The sequence below is a fragment of the Aliivibrio logei genome (assembly GCF_001691055.1).
Lineage (GTDB): Bacteria > Pseudomonadota > Gammaproteobacteria > Enterobacterales > Vibrionaceae > Aliivibrio > Aliivibrio salmonicida.
Genome location: NZ_MAJU01000004.1, coordinates 621,440 through 638,933, shown reverse-complemented (window position 1 = coordinate 638,933; position 17,494 = coordinate 621,440). Strand labels below are relative to the sequence as shown.

Below are 17,494 nucleotides of genomic sequence, written 5' to 3'. Positions count from 1 at the left end.
ATAACCTGACGCTGACTGATTATCATATCACCAATTTTGGTTATATTATGAGTTACATATATAAAAAAGACGAAAAATAAGTCGATGGAGTAAAATATGTCATATTTAATTAGAAAAGAGAGGCAGCTGTTACTTGTCTCAACATTTTCAGCACTACTGTTTGCCATTATAGGCATCGCATTAGGTACGTTGATTCATTCGTTAGTGATTATTTTTGATGGGGTGTATTCATTAGTAAGTTTAGGTCTAACATTAATCTCGTTAGCGGCCGTACTTTATATCAGACAAGAAGATATATCGAAAAATATTAAGCGCGTTAAGGTAATTGAGTCTTCAGTTATTTTACTTAAAGGGATCGCAATTACCTTAATGTGTGTACTGTCATTTATTGCTGCAATTCAAGCCATTATGCAAGGTGGTAGAGAAGTAAATACAGGCATAGCCCTCGCGTTTGGTGCCTTTAGTATGGTGGGTTGTTACACCAGCTATTGGGTAATGAAAACACAAGGTCGTGAAGTTAAGTCTGCTTTAGTTGATGCAGAAGCAAAGCAATGGTTAATGGATACCGTAATCAGTGCCGCTGTATTTGTGGGCTTTATGGCTGCGAAAATATTATTGCTGACGTCATACGCTGAATACGCAAAATTAGCGGATCCAACAATGGTGGTTATTGCGTCCGTTTATTTCATTATTGTACCAGTAAAAATGATATTGAATTCAACGAAGCAATTACACAAATTAAGTCGAAACTGCACGATAGCAAAGTGCTTACACGTCTAAGTTCGTTCGTCTTTAGGCGTGTCCATCACCACTAATGTTCCAATCGCGTTGACCTGAGAGATTTCTCCAAGCACATTTGAATGAAAGTGCTTATAAGACTGTAAACTCTCAGTCTCAACGCGAAGTAAATATTCATTGGAACCCGTAATATTGTGGCATTCAACCACTTCTTTAGAATCCATGATTTGGGCTTCAAATTCTTTTTGTGATTTCTTACTGTGATTCGATAATCCAATCGTTACATAAGCAATAAATCCTATCCCACATTTATTTGGGTTTAATACAGCTCGATAACCTTGAATCGTATTACTACGCTCTAATTCTTGTACTCTTCGTAGTGTCGCTGATGGCGATAATCCAATCCGCTCAGCCAGCTCAACATTGCTCAATCGACCATTCAATTTCAACTCTTGCAATATTCTTTCGTCAAATCTATCCATAGCGACCAAACCTTGTGAAATTTCTTTATTTTAAGCAAATATAGACAGAAAATTTACCTAGTCTCGCATTAAGATACAAGAAGAATTTAATCTTGATAAGATCGTCATTATGGAATACCCGCATCTACTTGCTTTAATCGCTTTTGCCTTTGTTGGCGCTTTCACCCCTGGTCCGAATAACATCATGCTAATGACCTCTGGTGCGAATGTTGGTTTTGTTCGTACTATTCCACATATGCTCGGTGTTATTTTGGGTTTTGCTTTTATGTTGGTGTTGGTTGGGTTGGGATTACTTCAGTTTTTTCAAACGTATCCACAATTAGAGAAAGTATTGCAGGTTGTTAGTGCAATTTATTTACTTTATCTCGCGTACAAAATAGCAACAAGCGAACCGGTTAATAGTATTAATGGGGACTACAAACCAATGTCGTTTTTAAGTGCGGCCAGCTTTCAATGGGTAAACCCAAAAGGGTGGTCAATGGCATTGTCGGTAATGAGTATTTATGCTTCTAGCTCAGATATATTCAGTGTTTTTTTAATCGCATTTGTGTTTATTTGTATTAACGTTCCAACCGTTAGTTTTTGGACTGCGGCGGGAAAACAGTTGCAGAAACGATTAACTAAACCAAGCCACCTTAAAGTCTTTAATTACAGCATGGCTGGTTTATTAGTTGGGTCAATGGTGATTGGTTTTTAATCATTTACGGTTCTGTTTTATAGTTTATTTGTGGGGTCGCCTTGTTAATACAATGTAATTTACGAGGATGTGTTATCTTTAAATATATCACGTTCTCGTAAATACACGATTAATAAGGTCATCCCTATGTATCGAAACATCTTTCTGCTCGTTATCACCCTTTTTACTTCCCTTTCATTACAAGCTGAAGAGCAACGATATTCTGAAAAAGAGTATGTTGATAGACCTTTAATGGAGCGCTATATTCTTGATGAATTAAAAGCATTAAGAATGGATCAGCAAGATTTAGAACGAAGAATGACGATACAAATTACGGATCGTGAATTATCGGTTGCAGATAAGTCATTAAATTACTCAAATGTCACAGTGACTTATTTCTTTTACGTGATTGCCGCAATGGCGTCGTTGGTTGCTCTTATTGGGTGGCAGTCATTAAAAGAAATGAAGCAGAATACGAAAGAGATGGCCGATAAACAATTGACTAAAATAGCCCAAGATTATGAGAAAAAATTTGGTGCTTTAGAATTGGACTTAAAGCGGAAAACCCGAATTATTTCAGATAATAATCGTGAAATTGAAATCATTAATGAAGTACATAATCTGTGGTTGAGAGCCCAAAGTGTTCAAACAGCAGAGCAAAAGATGGACGTATATGATGAGATTTTAAAAATACGTCCAGGTGATTTAGAAGCATTGACTTATAAAGCGGATGCGGCGATGGAGATGCGAGAATTCCATTGGGCATTAAGCTTATGTAATCGAGTTTTAGAAGTTGATGATCAAAATGCGCATGCATTGTATCAGCGTGCATGTGGTTATTCTCAATTAGGTGCGGACGTACAAGCCATCGATGATTTACAACGATCTATTAGAGCGAGTGCTTCCATGCGTGACTTAGTTGGAGAAGAACCAGATTTTGACCCGCTTAGAGGTTTAGAGCGTTTTGAAGCATTATTAGAAGAAGAAGAAAAATAATTAGTCACCAAGGTGCTCTGTAATAAAGTCTAAAAAGCAGCGCACCTTTCCTGACATGTTCTTTCTGCTTGGGTACACCATATACACATCAATTCTTAATTTAGGATAGTCCCCAAATAATTCGATTAATTTTCCTGTTTCTAGTTCATCCGTTAAGTGGAAGCGAGGGATTCGAGTGATCCCTTGCCCTGCTAAGCATAAAGACAATTCCATAAATGAATTATTAGTGATTACCTGACAGTGCAGTGGTACGGGTAATTCTTGATGATCTTTATCAATAAAATCCCACACGCTGCCCTGTTTTACATACGTATATCCAATGGTTTTATGTTGGGATAGTTCACTTGGATTTTGAGGGTAACCGTATTTTATTAAATAATCAGGAGAAGCAATAACAACGCCTTCTGAGCTTAAAAATCGACGACTTATTAAGCTCGAATCTTCGAGTTGATGAGAGGCTCGAATGGCCATATCAAACCCTTCCGCTACAATATCAATTTTTCTATCATTCAGGTCTAATTCTAAAGTGATGTCTGGGTATTGGTCTGAAAATAGCCCTAAGATAGGACGTAACCGAGAGAGTGCAAACCCAACAGGGCAACTCACTCTTAGCCGTCCTTTAGGCTTATCTTGTTGTCCTGAAATGGCATTTTCAGCGAATTGTGCATCTTCAATCAGTTGTTGGCATTGTTGAAAATACAACTCTCCTTCAGGTGTTAATCGCAATGTGCGTGTTGTGCGGTGAAGTAACCTTACGCCTAAACGTGCCTCTAATTTTCCTATTTCTTTGCTGATATAAGACGTTGAGTGCCCACTGATGTGTGCTGCCTTAGTAAAACTGCCGCTGTTAACGACTTCTGTAAAAATCACCATGCCATCAAATAAGGCTGAATTAAACGTCACTTCTGTTATCCCCACCAAGTATTGCAAGTCATATGGAAATAATCATTGCACATTTAGGCTATTAATCAATATCTGTAATTAAACTATAGTTAGTTCATAGGATAACGGTTCACAAAAAAGAAATAAGAATGAAGCAAATAACACGAATAAATCATATTGGTCTTCGAGTTAGCCATTTTGAAACCTCTCGTGACTTTTATGCCAAATTAGGATTTGAATACGTTACAGGCCCAAGTGGACCAGAGCCTGTTGCGATTGTAGAGCATCCGTCGGGTATCAATATTAATTTTATTCTTAATGCCAATCAGAATAAAAAAGAGAATGTGTTGATGGATGTGGAATTGAAACACACAGGATATACCCATGTCGCCATTGAAGTCGATGACATGGAGAAAACGTTAGTCGAACTTGAAAAGCTTGATATATCGTTAAGTGGGAATGTAATGAAGCACCCAACTGGCGGATCTTGCTTTATCCGAGACCCAGATAATAATGTGATTGAGTTTATAGAATATGTTGGCCTCAACGCATTTCAGTAATAATGATAAGGAATAACCATGAAAGTATTAGCACTAGCAGCAAGTAATAGCTCAACTTCAATCAATAAGCAATTAGCCGTATACGCAGCAGGGCTTGTACCAAATGCTGAAGTAGAAGTTCTGGATCTGAATGATTTTGAAATGCCAATTTTCAGTGAAGATAAAGAAAAAGAATTAGGCCAACCAGAACTTGCTCAGCGCTTCTTTCAAAAATTAGGCGACGCAGACGTGATTGTTATTTCATACGCTGAACATAATGGTTCTTACTCAGCGGCGTTTAAAAACGTGTTTGATTGGACATCTCGTATTGATATGAAAGTATATCAAGGTAAGCCAGTTATTATGCTTGCTACTTCCCCAGGTCCTGGTGGTGCGAGTTCTGTATTAGCAGCAGCAACTGGTTCTGCTCCTTACTTTGCAGCGGAAGTGAAAGGTTCACTGTCTATTCCTAGTTTTTACGATAATTTTGACATGGAAAAAGGTGAGTTAAAAAATGAAGCGCTGGCTGAGAAATTAAAAGCAATTATTACTGAGCTATAAATAATGATAAAGCAATTTTAACTGATTGTTCGTATGTGAAAGGGCGTATTTATTTTATATAGATACGCCCTTTTTATTGTTTTAAAAATGAATAGTAGCGATGCTAATTAACATTTTTCATTAGAACACAGAAAAGCTGAATTAAATTATATTAACGATATCAAACACACATCGAAACATAACGGAGTAAAGTTTCACTCAGTAAATTTATTTTTAAGTCACAAATTCTCAACAAGTGAACGTAATGTCATCATTTATCACTATTATTGATAAGAGTTATGCACGAGAATAGACAGGCTTAGATTATTATATGGTCATGATTTATATAGGACGTTTTTTATGATTAAGAAATATGTAGCTTTGTTGCTATTGATGGTGAGCTTTATTGCACCAACGTACGCACAAAGCATTGATGAAATGAAAGTAACACAGCAAAATTTACAAGAACGCTTAGTACAATTATCTGCGGCAGATCCTGCTGATAAGCTCTTTTTTGAAGATGTACTTCGTCGAAAGAATGAAGAAATTAGAAACAATATTTCTGAAAAAATTCAAGATGAAACGAAAGATCCTGCACTTGTTGAAACCGTGCGCTTAGAAATGAAATTAGTAAATCAACTATTGGCATACAGTCAGAAAGAGTTGATTCGTATTACTAAAGCGTCAAGAAAAGCAAGCGGTGACGAGAAGGCTGACCTAGAATTTGCGGCTCAAAAGCGCTTAGGTATGATGGACCAATATTACGTTGAAGCTTTTGAAACGTTAGCTTGGGGTGAGTCGTTAAATATTGATTTTGCAAATGAAGAACAAAACATTTTAAAAGATCTAGAAACTAGAGCTGACCTATTATTTAATGTTATTCATTATCTTGATTCACAACGAAATGATATTGCTCAACGTCTTAAATTTGCTTCTCCTGAGCAGAAAGTAACGCTAAAGCAAAATGCTGTGAACATGGCAGAGCGAATATCGTTGATGGTTGCAAGCTTAGAAGCAACGACGGCATTGATGGAAGAAAATAACGTTGATATTACAAAATATAAACAGCTTATCTTCTCAATTACGGGCGATATTAATAGCGATGTATTAGACGTAAGCGTTGCTTATGGATTAACTGAAGAGTGGGCTAACGGGTTTAAGGATTGGGCGATTGAGAATGCGCCATCGTTGGTTTTAAAAACGCTAATATTTATTATTATTTTATGGGTAACTCGAGTTATTTCTCGTTTAGCTAGAAAAGCGATAAAGAAAAGCGTGTCTCATTCTAAAATGAAATTCAGTCATTTGATGCAAGATTTCTTTGTTTCAATGGGCACGAAGCTGGTAACGTTAATTGGTATTCTGATTGCGCTATCGCAAGTTGGTATCAATTTAGGACCACTATTAACAGGCTTTGGTGTTGCTGGTGTGGTTATTGGTTTTGCACTTAAAGATACATTATCTAACTTTGCATCAGGCATGATGATCTTAATTTATCGTCCATTTGATGTGAATGATTTAGTTGAGATTGCAGGCATTACGGGTAAAGTAAGTCACATGAACCTAGTGTCGACTACTGTTAAAACAATTGATAATCAACAGCTTGTTTTCCCGAATAATAAGATTTGGGGCGATGTTATTAAGAATGTAACGGCTGAGACTGTACGACGTGTCGACATGGTTTTTGGTATTGGTTATCAAGATGATATTGAGAAAGCGAAAGCCATCTTTAATGATATCTTAGCGAGTCATCCTGCCGTATTGAAATCACCAGAACATATGGTGAAATTGCATACTCTTAATGAATCATCAGTCGACTTTATTGTTCGCCCATGGGTGAAAACTGACGATTATTGGGATGTGTATTGGGAAGTGACAGAAACCGTTAAGAAACGCTTTGATGCTGAAGGCGTGAGCATTCCGTTCCCACAACGTGATGTGCATGTTTATAAGCATGATGCTTAATATCTGGGTATAAAATACAATAAATAAAAAAGGAGTGATTCTGAATCACTCCTTTTTTTTGTTTTTATTTTAAGCGACTATTTATCTGAATCGATAGTAATGTCAGATGGCTTTTTAAATTTCTTTATGATGAGAGAGACAACAAAAAACACGACACCGACAATAAGAGCTGAACGTAAGATAGTGAATCCATCATGCTCTAATTGTTGTACATGAGGGCCTACAGAGGCAAATAAGCGTAAACTGAAGAAGGCCAACATGATAAATGGGATGATTTTGTTCATTCGTTTATGCTCCGTTAATGTAGGGTGTCGTTATGTAGTGTTAACAATAATAACGAAAGGTAAGCCAAATTGAATCGCCTTTATTGGTAATGTAAGTTTACTTTTTTATCAGACCTTGATGTGTTCAAAAAACTGGGTGATTTGTGGGGGACGACAAGATTGAATGTCTCCGCTAAAGAAAGGCAAGATCTACGTATTATGTTTAGCAACCTTCTGCCTTGATTTTCGGGTGAATGAAAATTATTTTAAAATAGATGAAGAAAAATCTTTACAATATTCGGCAGTAGGGTATTATCCATCTCGCTCTGTTGCTCAGAGTTGTTAATGAACATCAAGTAAAAGTAAGCCTTAGTATTTCTTCGTAATGTTGTTATTCTCAGTGTTTCCCTTAGCTTTGTAGTCACATTTAATAATTCAAGCTCTAAGCGCATCGCATTATGCGATTTTTTATGAATTTAAATATATAAGGGACATCACATGTCTAAAACAACTGGTATCGTTAAATGGTTTAACGAAGAGAAAGGTTTCGGTTTTATCACTCAAGATAACGGCGGCGCTGACGTATTCGTACATTTCCGTGCTATCGCTTCAGAGGGTTTCAAAACTCTTGCTGAAGGCCAAAAAGTTTCTTTTGAAGTTGAGCAAGGCCAAAAAGGCCCACAAGCTGCGAACGTTGTAGCTGCTTAATTTCAAATAAGTTGCGCAGATGGTATTTATACCATTTGCGCTACTTTTAAATGCTTTATTAACACTCGATTTAGTTCTACTCTGTAAGATATAAACATTTCAAACATCTGCTCCTGTTTTGTACTTGTCCTAACCTCTCTTATTTACTTCTACTATTTTAGTTTTAATCCAATCATTTTCTGTAACATCAATCTATTACATCATTTAAATTAATTTTTTAGCCTCATTCTATTTAAAAAATGCAGGTCAAAAATTAAGCATATTTCTTATTTATAAATCCAAAGGTACTAAATGAACGTAAGTTTTACTATTTTCAAAAATAATGTTTCATGGGACGCTCCAATTCACCAACTAAACAGTGATGTTTTATTGCGTAATGTCTTAATCAAAGGCAATTTGAATACGTTTGATATTCAATTTTCATATTGTGAAGAGACGGGCGAAGGAAGTATTACCAATAGCGATAATCACTCTATTGGCAACTTTTCAATTTCTTACTAATTAATCACGTTTTTAGATTTAACTGAACTTTTATTGGCTCCCCCAAAATAGCACTGGCCAATTCTTTTTCTCTGAATAGCTTTTTAGTGGTTCACAAGGATTTACCAAGTACGTATGGTCCACGTACAAGCACAATGGTAAATCGTTGATAGAATCGGTATAAAAGTGAATATCAGAATAGGTATTTTTTTCTCCACCTAGCCATTCCGTTAGTCGCGTTACTTTCCCTTCTCTATAGCTTGCTGTACCTAATATATGGCGAGTGTAATAACCATTTCTTTCTTTTAAATCAATACCAATAGCATGTTCAATGCCAATTTTTTTAGCGACCGCTTTAACTAAAAATGTGACTGATGCAGAGATGATCACAATATCTATGTTATCGTTTTTTAATTCTTGAATTAGTGTTTTGGCTTCGGGAAACAATAAAGGCAAAATTCGCTCTTCGACACATTCTTCCGTAAGTTCTGTGATTTTTTCTTTTGCCACGGCTTTCAATGGATGCATTGAGAAGGCAAGGTAATCTTCCATATCCATCAAACCCCGCGAATACAGTGCCATTAAACGTTTATCTTCCGTTAAAAAGCTAGGATCCGTGACAATTCCTTTATCCACTAAGAACTCATTCCAAATCATGGCACAATCACCGTTGATCAACGTGTCATCCATATCAAATACGTACAATGGTTGCATCATATTAAGCTCTCACTGGTTGAATTTCGTTAAGATTAAAGAGTAAGTCTAATGTACTTCCTGCGGCTAACAGCCTTTCTGAAGAACGATTCAATAAATCGACGGTAAGATCGCAATTATTTACATCGACTTGGTAGCGAATAACATTACCAAGTAATTGGTGGCTCTTAATAATGCCTTGTTTTGGGGCTGAAATATGCTCGGCATAGTGCCGACCTTCTTCTTTTACATAAATCGATTCTGGACGAATGGCGACTTTCCACTTTGTTTCAATATCAAAGAGTTGTTTTGCTTTTGATGCGTCAACTAAGTTGTAGTGTCCCATGAAACCAGCCACAAACTCATTTGCAGGTTGGGTGTATATTTCTTCTGGTGATCCTTGTTGAACGATTTCGCCTTGGTTCATTAAAAAGATGCGATCGGACATTATCATCGCTTCTTCTTGGTCGTGAGTGACAAAGATCGTCGTTAAGTTCAGCTCTTTTTGAATATCACGGATTTGTTGGCGAAGGCGTTTTCTGATCTTTGCATCTAATGCCGATAATGGCTCATCCAGTAATAATATTCTAGGTTTTACAACTAACGCACGAGCCAATGCTACTCGTTGACGTTGTCCGCCAGAAAGTTGATGTGGGTAGCGATCTTCTTTTCCATTCAAATCAACCAATTCAATGACTTTATTTACCTCTTTTTCGACCGTATTTTCGTCGATTTTTTTCATTTTCAAACCAAATGCGATGTTTCCTTTTACGGTCATATTGGGAAATAAGGCATAAGATTGAAACACCATCCCAATGCCACGTTGTTGTGGTGTTTGATTTGTGATGTTTTCGCCATTTACCCAAATTTCGCCGTTATTGATGGGATCTAAGCCCGTTAAGCTGCGAAGTAGTGTCGATTTACCACAACCACTTGGACCTAGTAACGTGATGAATTCCCCCTTTTCAATGTTGAAATGCACATTTTCAAATACGGTATTATCACCAAAACGTTTCGTTAATTTATTTACGCTTACATAGCTCATGATTTGATCCCTTGGCTAAAACGACTTGCTAGCCAAGTCAGTAAAAAGATGAATAAGAAATAGGTCATTACTAATGCAGACGTAAAGTGTCCGCTCGTTTGTCGCATGTTATAGAGGTAGATTTGCAGAGTTTCATAACGCGTGCCGACTAAGATGTTGGCAAACACAAATTCACCCAGTAAAAATGAAAAAGATAAGAAGAGTGATGCCATTAATCCTTTTCTTAAATTCGGAAGAATGATCAAGAGAAAGGCTTTGGTTGTACTCGCTCCTAGTAAATGAGCTGCATCCATTAGATCGTGTAAATTGATGGCTTCAAAACTATTCGCGACGGCGCGGTACATAAATGGCAATGCAATAGTGAAATAGGTTCCGATGAGTATCCAGGGTGTTCCAACTAAAGGGATACTACTGTCAGCATAGATTTGCAATAACCCAACGGATGACACGACAGGTGGAACCGCAAAGGGCAGTAGAATGAGAATGTTCATCACTTTATCGAGTTTTGGGAAGTAATAAAACACGACAAAAATAGCGGGAATAATAAGTACAACACTCAACGTTAATGCGGCGAGACCAATAAATAATGAACGCCCAAATGCAGCGATGAAACGCTCGTCTGTTAATAGTTGTCCATACCAGTTCAAAGTGAATCCATCTGGAAGGATTGTCGCCCCCCAGCGTGAAGACATCGAGTACACAAACGTCGCAATAATTGGGATCATCATGATACCGACAATAGAATAAACGACTGATTTGTGAAAGGTGGCGTTAACGTTTTGCATGATAACTCCTAGCAATAAGCCACTGATTAATTAGGGTAATGAAGGCCAGTATTGCCATTAAGATGACAGAAATAGCGGCGGCTAAATTTGGCTCTAAGAATAAATCTCCAGAAACAAGACTCGCAATACGAACGGTAATGACGTTGTAGTTACCATTGGTGAGAGCATACACACTGGCGTAAGCACCAATGGCATTAGCGATTAAAATGATGAAGGTGCCGAGTAACGCGGGTGATAACACAGGTAAGGCGATTTTTATCCAGTATTGCCATGTTTTTGCACCAAGTAGCGCTGAAGCGGCCTGCCAATCATCGCTTAATGCATCAAACGCGGGATAAAGTAATAAAACACCCAAAGGGATTTGGAAGTAAATATAAAGCGTGAGTAAGCCCCATTGGCCATATAAATTAAAATCATCAATGAGACCATATTGCTTGAGTAGCAAAGTGAATGCGCCATTAACGCCTAGAATAATAATGAAGGCAAAAGAGAGTGGTACGCCTGAGAAGTTACTGCTCATATTGGTAAAGGCAATAACGCCATCACGAATTTTGCTGTCAATTCTTCGTAATGATGAAACCAATAAAGTAGCAATTGCGAGCCCAATAAAACTTGACCAAATAGCCAGCCATAAACTGTTACTAAACCCTTGTAGCATAAAGCTTGAATCGAATATTTCTTGATAGTTTTCGAAAGAGTATTCATCTTCATAAATAAAACTATTGATGAACACCCAAATCATCGGAGCTAATTGAAATAAATAGAAAAATAATGCCAATGGAGTGAGCCAAATCGCAGGTTTTATTTTATGTAACCACAATGGTAATCGCTTACTTGGGCTATTTTTAGAATGAGTGACTACAGAACTACTCATAATGCTAATAATTCCTGAGAATAAGGTTTGTCGTGTTCAAGTGCCAATAATTGACATATAGAACCGCAGATATCGGTTTGCTTTAGCTTTATGTTTTTAAGATCTGGATCTTGATGACTAAAACGATGACCTATGACAAACAAAGGAACCTCTCGTTCTTCTGGTAAGATCCCACCGTGTGATAAGTCGTTATTCATGCCGTGATCACTGGTAATGAGGATCTGATAACCATCACGAACCCAATCATCAATATAATTAGACAGAATGATATCGGCCACGCGTGCGCTGTTTCTGTATTGGCGAGAATCTAAGCCAAATTTATGTCCAATATCATCAATGTTCATTGGGTGAATTAATAAGAAATTGGGTTGGTGAGTACGACGAAGGTGCTCTGCATCTAGAAATAATGCTTCATCTGGATAGTGATCCCAATGATAAAAACAACCATGTTGAATATTCAGATTTTCATCATCAGTAAAGCGATCACGTACTGCATGATAAGGGGCGATATTATAAAGTTCGCTGACCCAATGATAAGCGGCAGCCGCTGTTTTTAGGCCTTGTTTTCTGGCTAAGCTGAATACTGATTCATGATGAGATAAACGCACTATATTGTTGTTTACAATGCCACTTTCGACTGGAGACACACCGGTGAGCAGGCACTCATAGAGTGGGCGAGACATCGACGGCAATTCAGATTGAATTTTATATAGCGTTGTTCTTTGGTGCTCAATTAACCCATTTAAGTAGCCCATGCAATCGCGGGCTACTTGGTAATTAAGTCCATCAAGAACAACAAGGATAACCTTATTGTTCATAGCAACCTCTACTGTTGATTGATAAGGACGTTTTCTTGCCATTGACGAGGCAATTTACGCGCGGATTTTTCCCATGCTTTGAAGTCACTAACAGGATGAACGTTAGTGTATTGGTCGCTTGGAATTAATTTGTCTTGGATGGCTTTAGGTAATACTACGTCGCTACGAATTGGACGAGCGTAGCCTTCAGCCAAGTTGATTTGCCCTTGGTCACTGAAAATATATTCACGGGCTAGTTTTGCTGAGTTCGGGTTTTTAGCGAATTTATTGATGATGGTGGTGTAGCCTGAAATAACCGAACCATCTTGAGGGATATTTACGCTGAAACGTGCCTGCCCTGATTCATTATGACCGAGCTTGTCGCGATAATTCAACGCGTTGAAATCCCATAAGATAGCCACTTCAACTTCGCCTTTTTCTAAGTTTGCTAAGCCAGGATCGGTATAAGACAAACGACCCTGTTTTGCTAATTCAGCAAAGAATTTAATGGCTGGTTTTAAGTTACTTTCATCGCCACCATTAGCAAATGCCGCCGCTAAAACGGCATTGTTTGCTTGAGCTGCAACCCCAACATCTCCTACGCTGACTTTGTATGTACCTTCTAATAAATCACTCCACGATGTTGGTGGATTTTTTACTAATTGGTTGTTTGATATGAATGAGATAGTGCCCGTGTAAGCTAGAGCCCAATGCCCTTCTTTGTCTTTTGCCCAATCAGGAATGGAATCCCAAGTCGTTGGTTTATACGCTTGAGTGACGCCTTTTTTAACCGCGACTCGTGCAAAGGCAAAGCCAATGTCACCAATATCAGCCGTTGCATTTTTCTTTTCTGCAGAAAATTTTGCGATTTCTTGAGCTGAGCTCATGTCGGTATCTTGATGTTTTAATCCGTAGATTTTTCCTAGGTCATTCCATGTATCTTTCCAGTTTGCCCAGCTTCCTGGCATACCAACACTGTAAATGTGACCTTCTTGTTTCGCCGCATTCACAAGAGATTGAATATCTGCTTCTTTAGCAAATAGCGGTGTAGATAGGGTTGTCGCAATTAATGTTGCACTGGTTAGTAATGTTTTCATTCGTCTCTATCCTTTTGGACTACATCAATAATTTGATTGTCATCCTAGAGAGAGTTTGTGACGATTTTGAGGCGGATTTCTGACAGTTTTAGTGGATTTTGATGTCATTAATGTTTCAGTGTGAGGTGAAAAAAGAGGGCATAACGTTATTTCTTTCATCCAATAAAGGATTAACAAATAGTGCTTGAGTCCTTATTTTTATGATGATAGTTTGTAAGCATGATTATGAATACTCAAGCTACATACCTCTCAATTTGTTGGTGGCGTTCTATTTTATAGAGCGGCGCTGAATCACATCTATTCAAAGCCGTCGGAAGACTGCTTATGAATACCCATAATATGTGTCTCCGATGGTCTATTAGGAGCAATATTATGAAAAATCACACTCAAACAACGACACATCAATCCGTTAAAAAAGAAAAAGTATTAACTGGCGACAGAGCTACGGGACAATTGCATTTAGGGCATTTTATTGGTTCTTTGCAACAGCGAGTTGAGCTGCAACATCAGTATGAGCAAACCATTTTAGTTGCTGATTTACAAGGGCTGACGGACAACGGACATAACCCTCATAAAGTGTCTTCTAATATTTTAAATGTGGTGGCTGACTACCTTGCTGTCGGAATTGATCCTTTAAAAACAACTATCTGCTTACAATCAGCTATTCCTGCGTTATCAGAACTTACTATGTATTATTCAAATCTTGTGTCGGTTGCCCGTCTACAAAGAAATCCAACCGTAAAAAATGAAATTGCGAATAAATCCTTTGGTTCTTCGATTCCTACTGGGTTTTTGACCTACCCAATTAGTCAAGCAGCGGACATTACGGCGTTTAAAGCAACCTTAATTCCGGTGGGGGACGACCAATTACCGATGATAGAGCAGACAAACGAAATAGTAAGGAAGTTAAATCATATCGCTCAAGAAGAAGTGCTTGTTGAGTGCCGTCCATTGTTAAGTAAAATGCCGCGTTTACCTAGCGTTGATGGCAAAAGTAAAATGTCGAAATCGATGGGAAACTGCATACTATTAAGCTCAAGCGTAAAAGATATCTCTAAAGCGGTTAAAGCGATGTATACCGATCCTACTCATTTGAGAGTTGAAGACTCAGGTCAAGTAGAAGGCAATGTGGTGTTTACCTATTTAGATGCTTTTCATTCTGATGCGGCTTATATCAACGAGCTAAAAAGCCAATATCAACAAGGTGGTTTGGGGGATGGTACGACAAAGAAAATTTTAGAAGAGTGCCTACAAGAGATAGTAAGACCAATTCGAGAGCGCAGAGAAATGTACATTTCAGATAAATCGCAGCTTATTGATATTCTGAAAAAAGGCAGCCAAAAATCTCAAGAAGAATCAAACCAAGTCTTACATAATGTGAAAAAAGCATTTGGTTTGACGTTGTTTTAAATGGTTTTTCTATTATGGATTAAGATGATGAAGACTTTGCTTGTTGGTCTATTTTAGTTCGTAACCAGCGAGTAAATGCTTGATATTTAGGGCGTAATTCTTGTCCTTTTGGGCAAATTAAGTTATAGCTTAAATTGGATGGGATCGCTTCGAAAGGAGTCACTAATTCCCCATTGTTAAGGTAAGTATCGACTAGGCGTGTTCTTGCTATACCAATTCCCATTCCATTTCTAACGGCGGATATCGCCATTTCAGAATGATTAAAGACATAGTTATTTGATTGAACTGGTGTTGGGTTATTTGTCATAGATAGCCAATATGTCCATTCAAAATCAGTGCGAATAGACTCTAACGATTCAGTACAATGAATTAAACAAACGGCATCAATATTGAATACGTCTTTTGGTAGTTTATTTACATATTCTGGGGTGCAAATTGGTGTTAAATATTCGTCAAATAACTTTTCACAATGTAAATCTGGATGAAGCCCATTACTGTAATAAATAGCGAGATCGACCGGTTCATGTTTAAAATCGAGCGGGCTTGCTTTTACTCGGATTTTTAAATCAAGGTTTGGGTATAGAGCTTGAAACTCAGGCAATCTGGGCATTAACCATGATTGAGCGAAGGTGGGAGCAACTCCGATATAAAGCTCTCCGCTGAGTTCATTAAATTGAATATCTTCTATTTCGGAGAAGATGGCTTCAAGAGATGTATCAAGCACATCCCACAAACGTTTCCCTTCTTCTGTAAGCTCTAATTTACGAGTGAGACGAATAAATAAATTAAAACCTAATTGCTCTTCAAGTTGTTTGATTCTCTGGCTTACCGCTCCTTGGGTTAAAAAAAGTTGCTCACTGGCTAAAGTGAAGCTCAAACTTTTTGCCGCTATATTGAAGGTATACAAGTTGGTTAAGAGTGATTGTTTATTATTCATGATGTTCTCACTGTTGACCTATGGATTAGCCTACCTAATCTATAGGTATTCTTATATGGTTTGTTCAACGAGTCAACTTCCCGTTTAATTAATGCAACTAATCTGTAATGAGGAAGCAATAATGAAAACATCTTTAAAAATCGCTGTTATTGGTGGTGGTTCAAGTTATACGCCAGAGTTAATTGAAGGGTTATTAAAACGTAAACATGAATTACCATTGGGTGAATTGTGGTTGGTAGATATTGAAGATGGTAAAGAAAAAGTAAACATTATTGCTGGATTGGCTCGCCGCATGATTAAGCGTGAAAATTTAGAGATTACAGTGAAAGTAACTTTAAACCGTCGAGAAGCTTTAGAGGGGGCAGATTTTATTTGTTCTCAATTTAGAGCCGGTTGCCTTGAAGGCCGAATTCGTGATGAGCGTATTTCTTTAAAATATGGAATGATCGGCCAAGAAACGAATGGTCTTGGTGGTTTTGCAAATGCTTGTCGAACCATACCTATAACGCTTAATATTTGTCAAGACATTGAAGAATTGTGCCCTGATGCGTGGCTACTTAATTTTACTAATCCTTCAGGAATGGTGACGGAAGCAGTATTAAAACACACGAATGTAAAAACTGTTGGGCTATGTAATGTTCCCGTGATTATGCAAAAAGGGATTGCAGAAATACTGAAAGCAAAAGAAGAAGACATTATCATGCAAGTTGCAGGGTTAAATCACTTTATTTGGGCTCGTCAAATTTTGCATGAAGGTCAAGACAAGTTACCACAAATCGTTAACGAAATTTTATCTGGTAATGATAAATTAGTACCTAAAAATATCCCTCCTTTTGCATGGTCAAAAGAGCTACTTTCTAATATGGGGATGATCCCATGTGCATACTTACGTTATTACTACATGAGTGATGACATTATGCAGCAAGAAATCAAAGAAGCGGATGGTGAAGGGACGCGTGGTGAAGTCGTTAAGGAGATGGAAGATCGTTTGTTTGATATTTATCGTAACCCTGAGCTAAATGAAAAACCAAAAGAGTTAGAAAAACGTGGTGGTCAATATTATTCAGAAGCGGCTTGTGAGTTAATGAGTTCTATCTATAACGACAAGCGTACAATAATGCATGTAAATACTCGCAATAATGGCACGATTGCAGGTTTACCTGATGATTGTACTGTAGAGGTGAGTGCAATGATTACGAAGTATGGTCCATTGCCATTAAATGTAGCGCCATTTCCAACCGATACATTACGTTTAATCCAACTAATGAAAGAGTTTGAAACGTTAACCGTAGAAGCCGCAATTACTGGGGATTTAAATTTAGCTAAACGCGCGCTGATCTTAAATCCATTGGTTAATACGGGAACTATTTTAGACAAAGCATTAGAAGAGACCGTGAGAGAGAATATGGATTTCATGCCTCAATTTCGTCATTTAGTAGAGTAATTTCAAATAGTTGTTTCTTTCCTTTGTCATAAAACCCTAAGTGGCAGTTTAGTGAGTAGGGGCTCTAAACTGTTACCTAGATCATAAAATAGAAGTAAAAATACGGAGTACTTTTAAATATTCGTGATCTTGATCCTCGCAAA

The 17,494-nt window shown here is 37.6% G+C and carries 20 protein-coding genes; 10 read left to right on the top strand and 10 right to left on the bottom strand.

Annotated features, from left to right (window positions below; translation table 11 throughout):
* Positions 1–96: 96 nt before the first annotated feature.
* Positions 97–780, top strand: coding sequence for a cation efflux transmembrane domain-containing protein (locus A6E04_RS03050; protein ID WP_012552270.1), 684 nt, complete (start codon positions 97–99; stop codon positions 778–780).
* On the opposite strand, the gene A6E04_RS03045 is transcribed toward A6E04_RS03050, so the two are convergent.
* Positions 777–1,220 carry an Lrp/AsnC family transcriptional regulator gene (locus A6E04_RS03045; RefSeq protein ID WP_017021562.1) on the bottom strand — a complete coding sequence of 148 codons (444 nt, stop codon included), beginning with the start codon at positions 1,218–1,220 and terminating at the stop codon, positions 777–779. The genes A6E04_RS03050 and A6E04_RS03045 overlap by 4 nt on opposite strands.
* A gap of 109 nt (positions 1,221–1,329) precedes the next feature.
* On the opposite strand from A6E04_RS03045, the gene A6E04_RS03040 reads away from it, so the two are divergent.
* Complete coding sequence (locus A6E04_RS03040) at positions 1,330–1,917, top strand: LysE family translocator (RefSeq protein WP_023602791.1); 588 nt, start codon at positions 1,330–1,332, stop codon at positions 1,915–1,917.
* Positions 1,918–2,043: 126 nt separating this feature from the next.
* Positions 2,044–2,892: a TPR end-of-group domain-containing protein gene (locus A6E04_RS03035; protein ID WP_017021565.1), complete on the top strand. Its 849-nt coding sequence runs from the start codon at positions 2,044–2,046 to the stop codon at positions 2,890–2,892.
* Here the strand turns inward: A6E04_RS03035 and A6E04_RS03030 are convergent, their stop codons facing one another.
* Complete coding sequence (locus A6E04_RS03030; protein ID WP_065609909.1) at positions 2,893–3,795, bottom strand: LysR family transcriptional regulator; 903 nt, start codon at positions 3,793–3,795, stop codon at positions 2,893–2,895.
* A gap of 128 nt (positions 3,796–3,923) precedes the next feature.
* Here A6E04_RS03030 and A6E04_RS03025 point away from each other — a divergent pair, with 128 nt between their 5' ends.
* The 3 genes from A6E04_RS03025 to A6E04_RS03015 all read left to right on the top strand — a co-directional run bounded on the left by A6E04_RS03025 (position 3,924) and on the right by A6E04_RS03015 (position 6,818).
* Entirely contained in the window at positions 3,924–4,334 is a 411-nt protein-coding gene (locus A6E04_RS03025) for a VOC family protein (RefSeq protein ID WP_065609906.1), read from the top strand.
* 18 nt (positions 4,335–4,352) lie between these two features.
* Positions 4,353–4,874 carry an NADPH-dependent FMN reductase gene (locus A6E04_RS03020; RefSeq protein WP_017021568.1) on the top strand — a complete coding sequence of 174 codons (522 nt, stop codon included), beginning with the start codon at positions 4,353–4,355 and terminating at the stop codon, positions 4,872–4,874.
* Between the two features lie 339 nt (positions 4,875–5,213).
* A complete protein-coding gene (locus tag A6E04_RS03015) occupies positions 5,214–6,818 on the top strand; it encodes a mechanosensitive ion channel family protein (RefSeq protein ID WP_023602795.1) in 1,605 nt (534 codons plus the stop codon).
* A 77-nt stretch (positions 6,819–6,895) separates the two neighbouring features.
* Here the strand turns inward: A6E04_RS03015 and A6E04_RS03010 are convergent, their stop codons facing one another.
* Positions 6,896–7,102, bottom strand: a complete 207-nt coding sequence (locus A6E04_RS03010; protein ID WP_017021570.1) for a hypothetical protein — start codon at positions 7,100–7,102, stop codon at positions 6,896–6,898.
* A 477-nt stretch (positions 7,103–7,579) separates the two neighbouring features.
* On the opposite strand from A6E04_RS03010, the gene cspE reads away from it, so the two are divergent.
* Positions 7,580–7,789, top strand: a complete 210-nt coding sequence (gene cspE / locus A6E04_RS03005; protein ID WP_012552262.1) for a transcription antiterminator/RNA stability regulator CspE — start codon at positions 7,580–7,582, stop codon at positions 7,787–7,789.
* Positions 7,790–8,080: 291 nt separating this feature from the next.
* Positions 8,081–8,290: a hypothetical protein gene (locus tag A6E04_RS03000; protein WP_012552261.1), complete on the top strand. Its 210-nt coding sequence runs from the start codon at positions 8,081–8,083 to the stop codon at positions 8,288–8,290.
* 30 nt (positions 8,291–8,320) lie between these two features.
* Here A6E04_RS03000 and A6E04_RS02995 read toward each other — a convergent pair whose 3' ends face one another.
* From A6E04_RS02995 to A6E04_RS02970, 6 genes are read right to left on the bottom strand one after another with little or no spacing between them, the layout of a single operon-like run.
* A complete protein-coding gene (locus A6E04_RS02995; RefSeq protein WP_017021571.1) occupies positions 8,321–8,986 on the bottom strand; it encodes an HAD family hydrolase in 666 nt (221 codons plus the stop codon).
* 1 nt (position 8,987) lies between these two features.
* Positions 8,988–10,007: an ABC transporter ATP-binding protein gene (locus tag A6E04_RS02990; protein WP_065609904.1), complete on the bottom strand. Its 1,020-nt coding sequence runs from the start codon at positions 10,005–10,007 to the stop codon at positions 8,988–8,990.
* Positions 10,004–10,792, bottom strand: a complete 789-nt coding sequence (locus A6E04_RS02985) for an ABC transporter permease (RefSeq protein WP_017021573.1) — start codon at positions 10,790–10,792, stop codon at positions 10,004–10,006. Before A6E04_RS02985 ends, A6E04_RS02990 begins: the two co-directional genes overlap by 4 nt.
* A complete protein-coding gene (locus A6E04_RS02980) occupies positions 10,779–11,666 on the bottom strand; it encodes an ABC transporter permease (protein WP_065609902.1) in 888 nt (295 codons plus the stop codon). Before A6E04_RS02980 ends, A6E04_RS02985 begins: the two co-directional genes overlap by 14 nt.
* Positions 11,663–12,484, bottom strand: coding sequence for an alkaline phosphatase family protein (locus A6E04_RS02975; RefSeq protein WP_065600459.1), 822 nt, complete (start codon positions 12,482–12,484; stop codon positions 11,663–11,665). The genes A6E04_RS02980 and A6E04_RS02975 overlap by 4 nt, the downstream gene beginning before the upstream one ends.
* An 8-nt stretch (positions 12,485–12,492) precedes the next feature.
* Complete coding sequence (locus A6E04_RS02970; protein ID WP_065609900.1) at positions 12,493–13,560, bottom strand: ABC transporter substrate-binding protein; 1,068 nt, start codon at positions 13,558–13,560, stop codon at positions 12,493–12,495.
* Between the two features lie 372 nt (positions 13,561–13,932).
* Between A6E04_RS02970 and trpS the strand changes: the two genes are divergently transcribed.
* Positions 13,933–14,970, top strand: a complete 1,038-nt coding sequence (trpS, locus tag A6E04_RS02965) for a tryptophan--tRNA ligase (protein WP_065609899.1) — start codon at positions 13,933–13,935, stop codon at positions 14,968–14,970.
* Between the two features lie 19 nt (positions 14,971–14,989).
* Here the strand turns inward: trpS and A6E04_RS02960 are convergent, their stop codons facing one another.
* Positions 14,990–15,907, bottom strand: coding sequence for a LysR substrate-binding domain-containing protein (locus A6E04_RS02960; protein WP_012552253.1), 918 nt, complete (start codon positions 15,905–15,907; stop codon positions 14,990–14,992).
* A gap of 121 nt (positions 15,908–16,028) precedes the next feature.
* On the opposite strand from A6E04_RS02960, the gene A6E04_RS02955 reads away from it, so the two are divergent.
* Complete coding sequence (locus A6E04_RS02955) at positions 16,029–17,351, top strand: 6-phospho-beta-glucosidase (protein WP_065609897.1); 1,323 nt, start codon at positions 16,029–16,031, stop codon at positions 17,349–17,351.
* Positions 17,352–17,494: the final 143 nt, after the last annotated feature.

Bases quoted from the DNA above. Each gene is read 5' to 3' on its own strand.
- A6E04_RS03050 (WP_012552270.1), top strand. From the start codon at position 97: ATGTCATATTTAATTAGAAAAGAGAGGCAGCTGTTACTTGTCTCAACA.
- A6E04_RS03045 (WP_017021562.1), bottom strand. From the start codon at position 1,220: ATGGATAGATTTGACGAAAGAATATTGCAAGAGTTGAAATTGAATGGT.
- A6E04_RS03040 (WP_023602791.1), top strand. From the start codon at position 1,330: ATGGAATACCCGCATCTACTTGCTTTAATCGCTTTTGCCTTTGTTGGC.
- A6E04_RS03035 (WP_017021565.1), top strand. From the start codon at position 2,044: ATGTATCGAAACATCTTTCTGCTCGTTATCACCCTTTTTACTTCCCTT.
- A6E04_RS03025 (WP_065609906.1), top strand. From the start codon at position 3,924: ATGAAGCAAATAACACGAATAAATCATATTGGTCTTCGAGTTAGCCAT.
- A6E04_RS03020 (WP_017021568.1), top strand. From the start codon at position 4,353: ATGAAAGTATTAGCACTAGCAGCAAGTAATAGCTCAACTTCAATCAAT.
- A6E04_RS03015 (WP_023602795.1), top strand. From the start codon at position 5,214: ATGATTAAGAAATATGTAGCTTTGTTGCTATTGATGGTGAGCTTTATT.
- A6E04_RS03010 (WP_017021570.1), bottom strand. From the start codon at position 7,102: ATGAACAAAATCATCCCATTTATCATGTTGGCCTTCTTCAGTTTACGC.
- cspE (WP_012552262.1), top strand. From the start codon at position 7,580: ATGTCTAAAACAACTGGTATCGTTAAATGGTTTAACGAAGAGAAAGGT.
- A6E04_RS03000 (WP_012552261.1), top strand. From the start codon at position 8,081: ATGAACGTAAGTTTTACTATTTTCAAAAATAATGTTTCATGGGACGCT.
- A6E04_RS02995 (WP_017021571.1), bottom strand. From the start codon at position 8,986: ATGATGCAACCATTGTACGTATTTGATATGGATGACACGTTGATCAAC.
- A6E04_RS02990 (WP_065609904.1), bottom strand. From the start codon at position 10,007: ATGAGCTATGTAAGCGTAAATAAATTAACGAAACGTTTTGGTGATAAT.
- A6E04_RS02985 (WP_017021573.1), bottom strand. From the start codon at position 10,792: ATGCAAAACGTTAACGCCACCTTTCACAAATCAGTCGTTTATTCTATT.
- A6E04_RS02980 (WP_065609902.1), bottom strand. From the start codon at position 11,666: ATGAGTAGTTCTGTAGTCACTCATTCTAAAAATAGCCCAAGTAAGCGA.
- A6E04_RS02975 (WP_065600459.1), bottom strand. From the start codon at position 12,484: ATGAACAATAAGGTTATCCTTGTTGTTCTTGATGGACTTAATTACCAA.
- A6E04_RS02970 (WP_065609900.1), bottom strand. From the start codon at position 13,560: ATGAAAACATTACTAACCAGTGCAACATTAATTGCGACAACCCTATCT.
- trpS (WP_065609899.1), top strand. From the start codon at position 13,933: ATGAAAAATCACACTCAAACAACGACACATCAATCCGTTAAAAAAGAA.
- A6E04_RS02960 (WP_012552253.1), bottom strand. From the start codon at position 15,907: ATGAATAATAAACAATCACTCTTAACCAACTTGTATACCTTCAATATA.
- A6E04_RS02955 (WP_065609897.1), top strand. From the start codon at position 16,029: ATGAAAACATCTTTAAAAATCGCTGTTATTGGTGGTGGTTCAAGTTAT.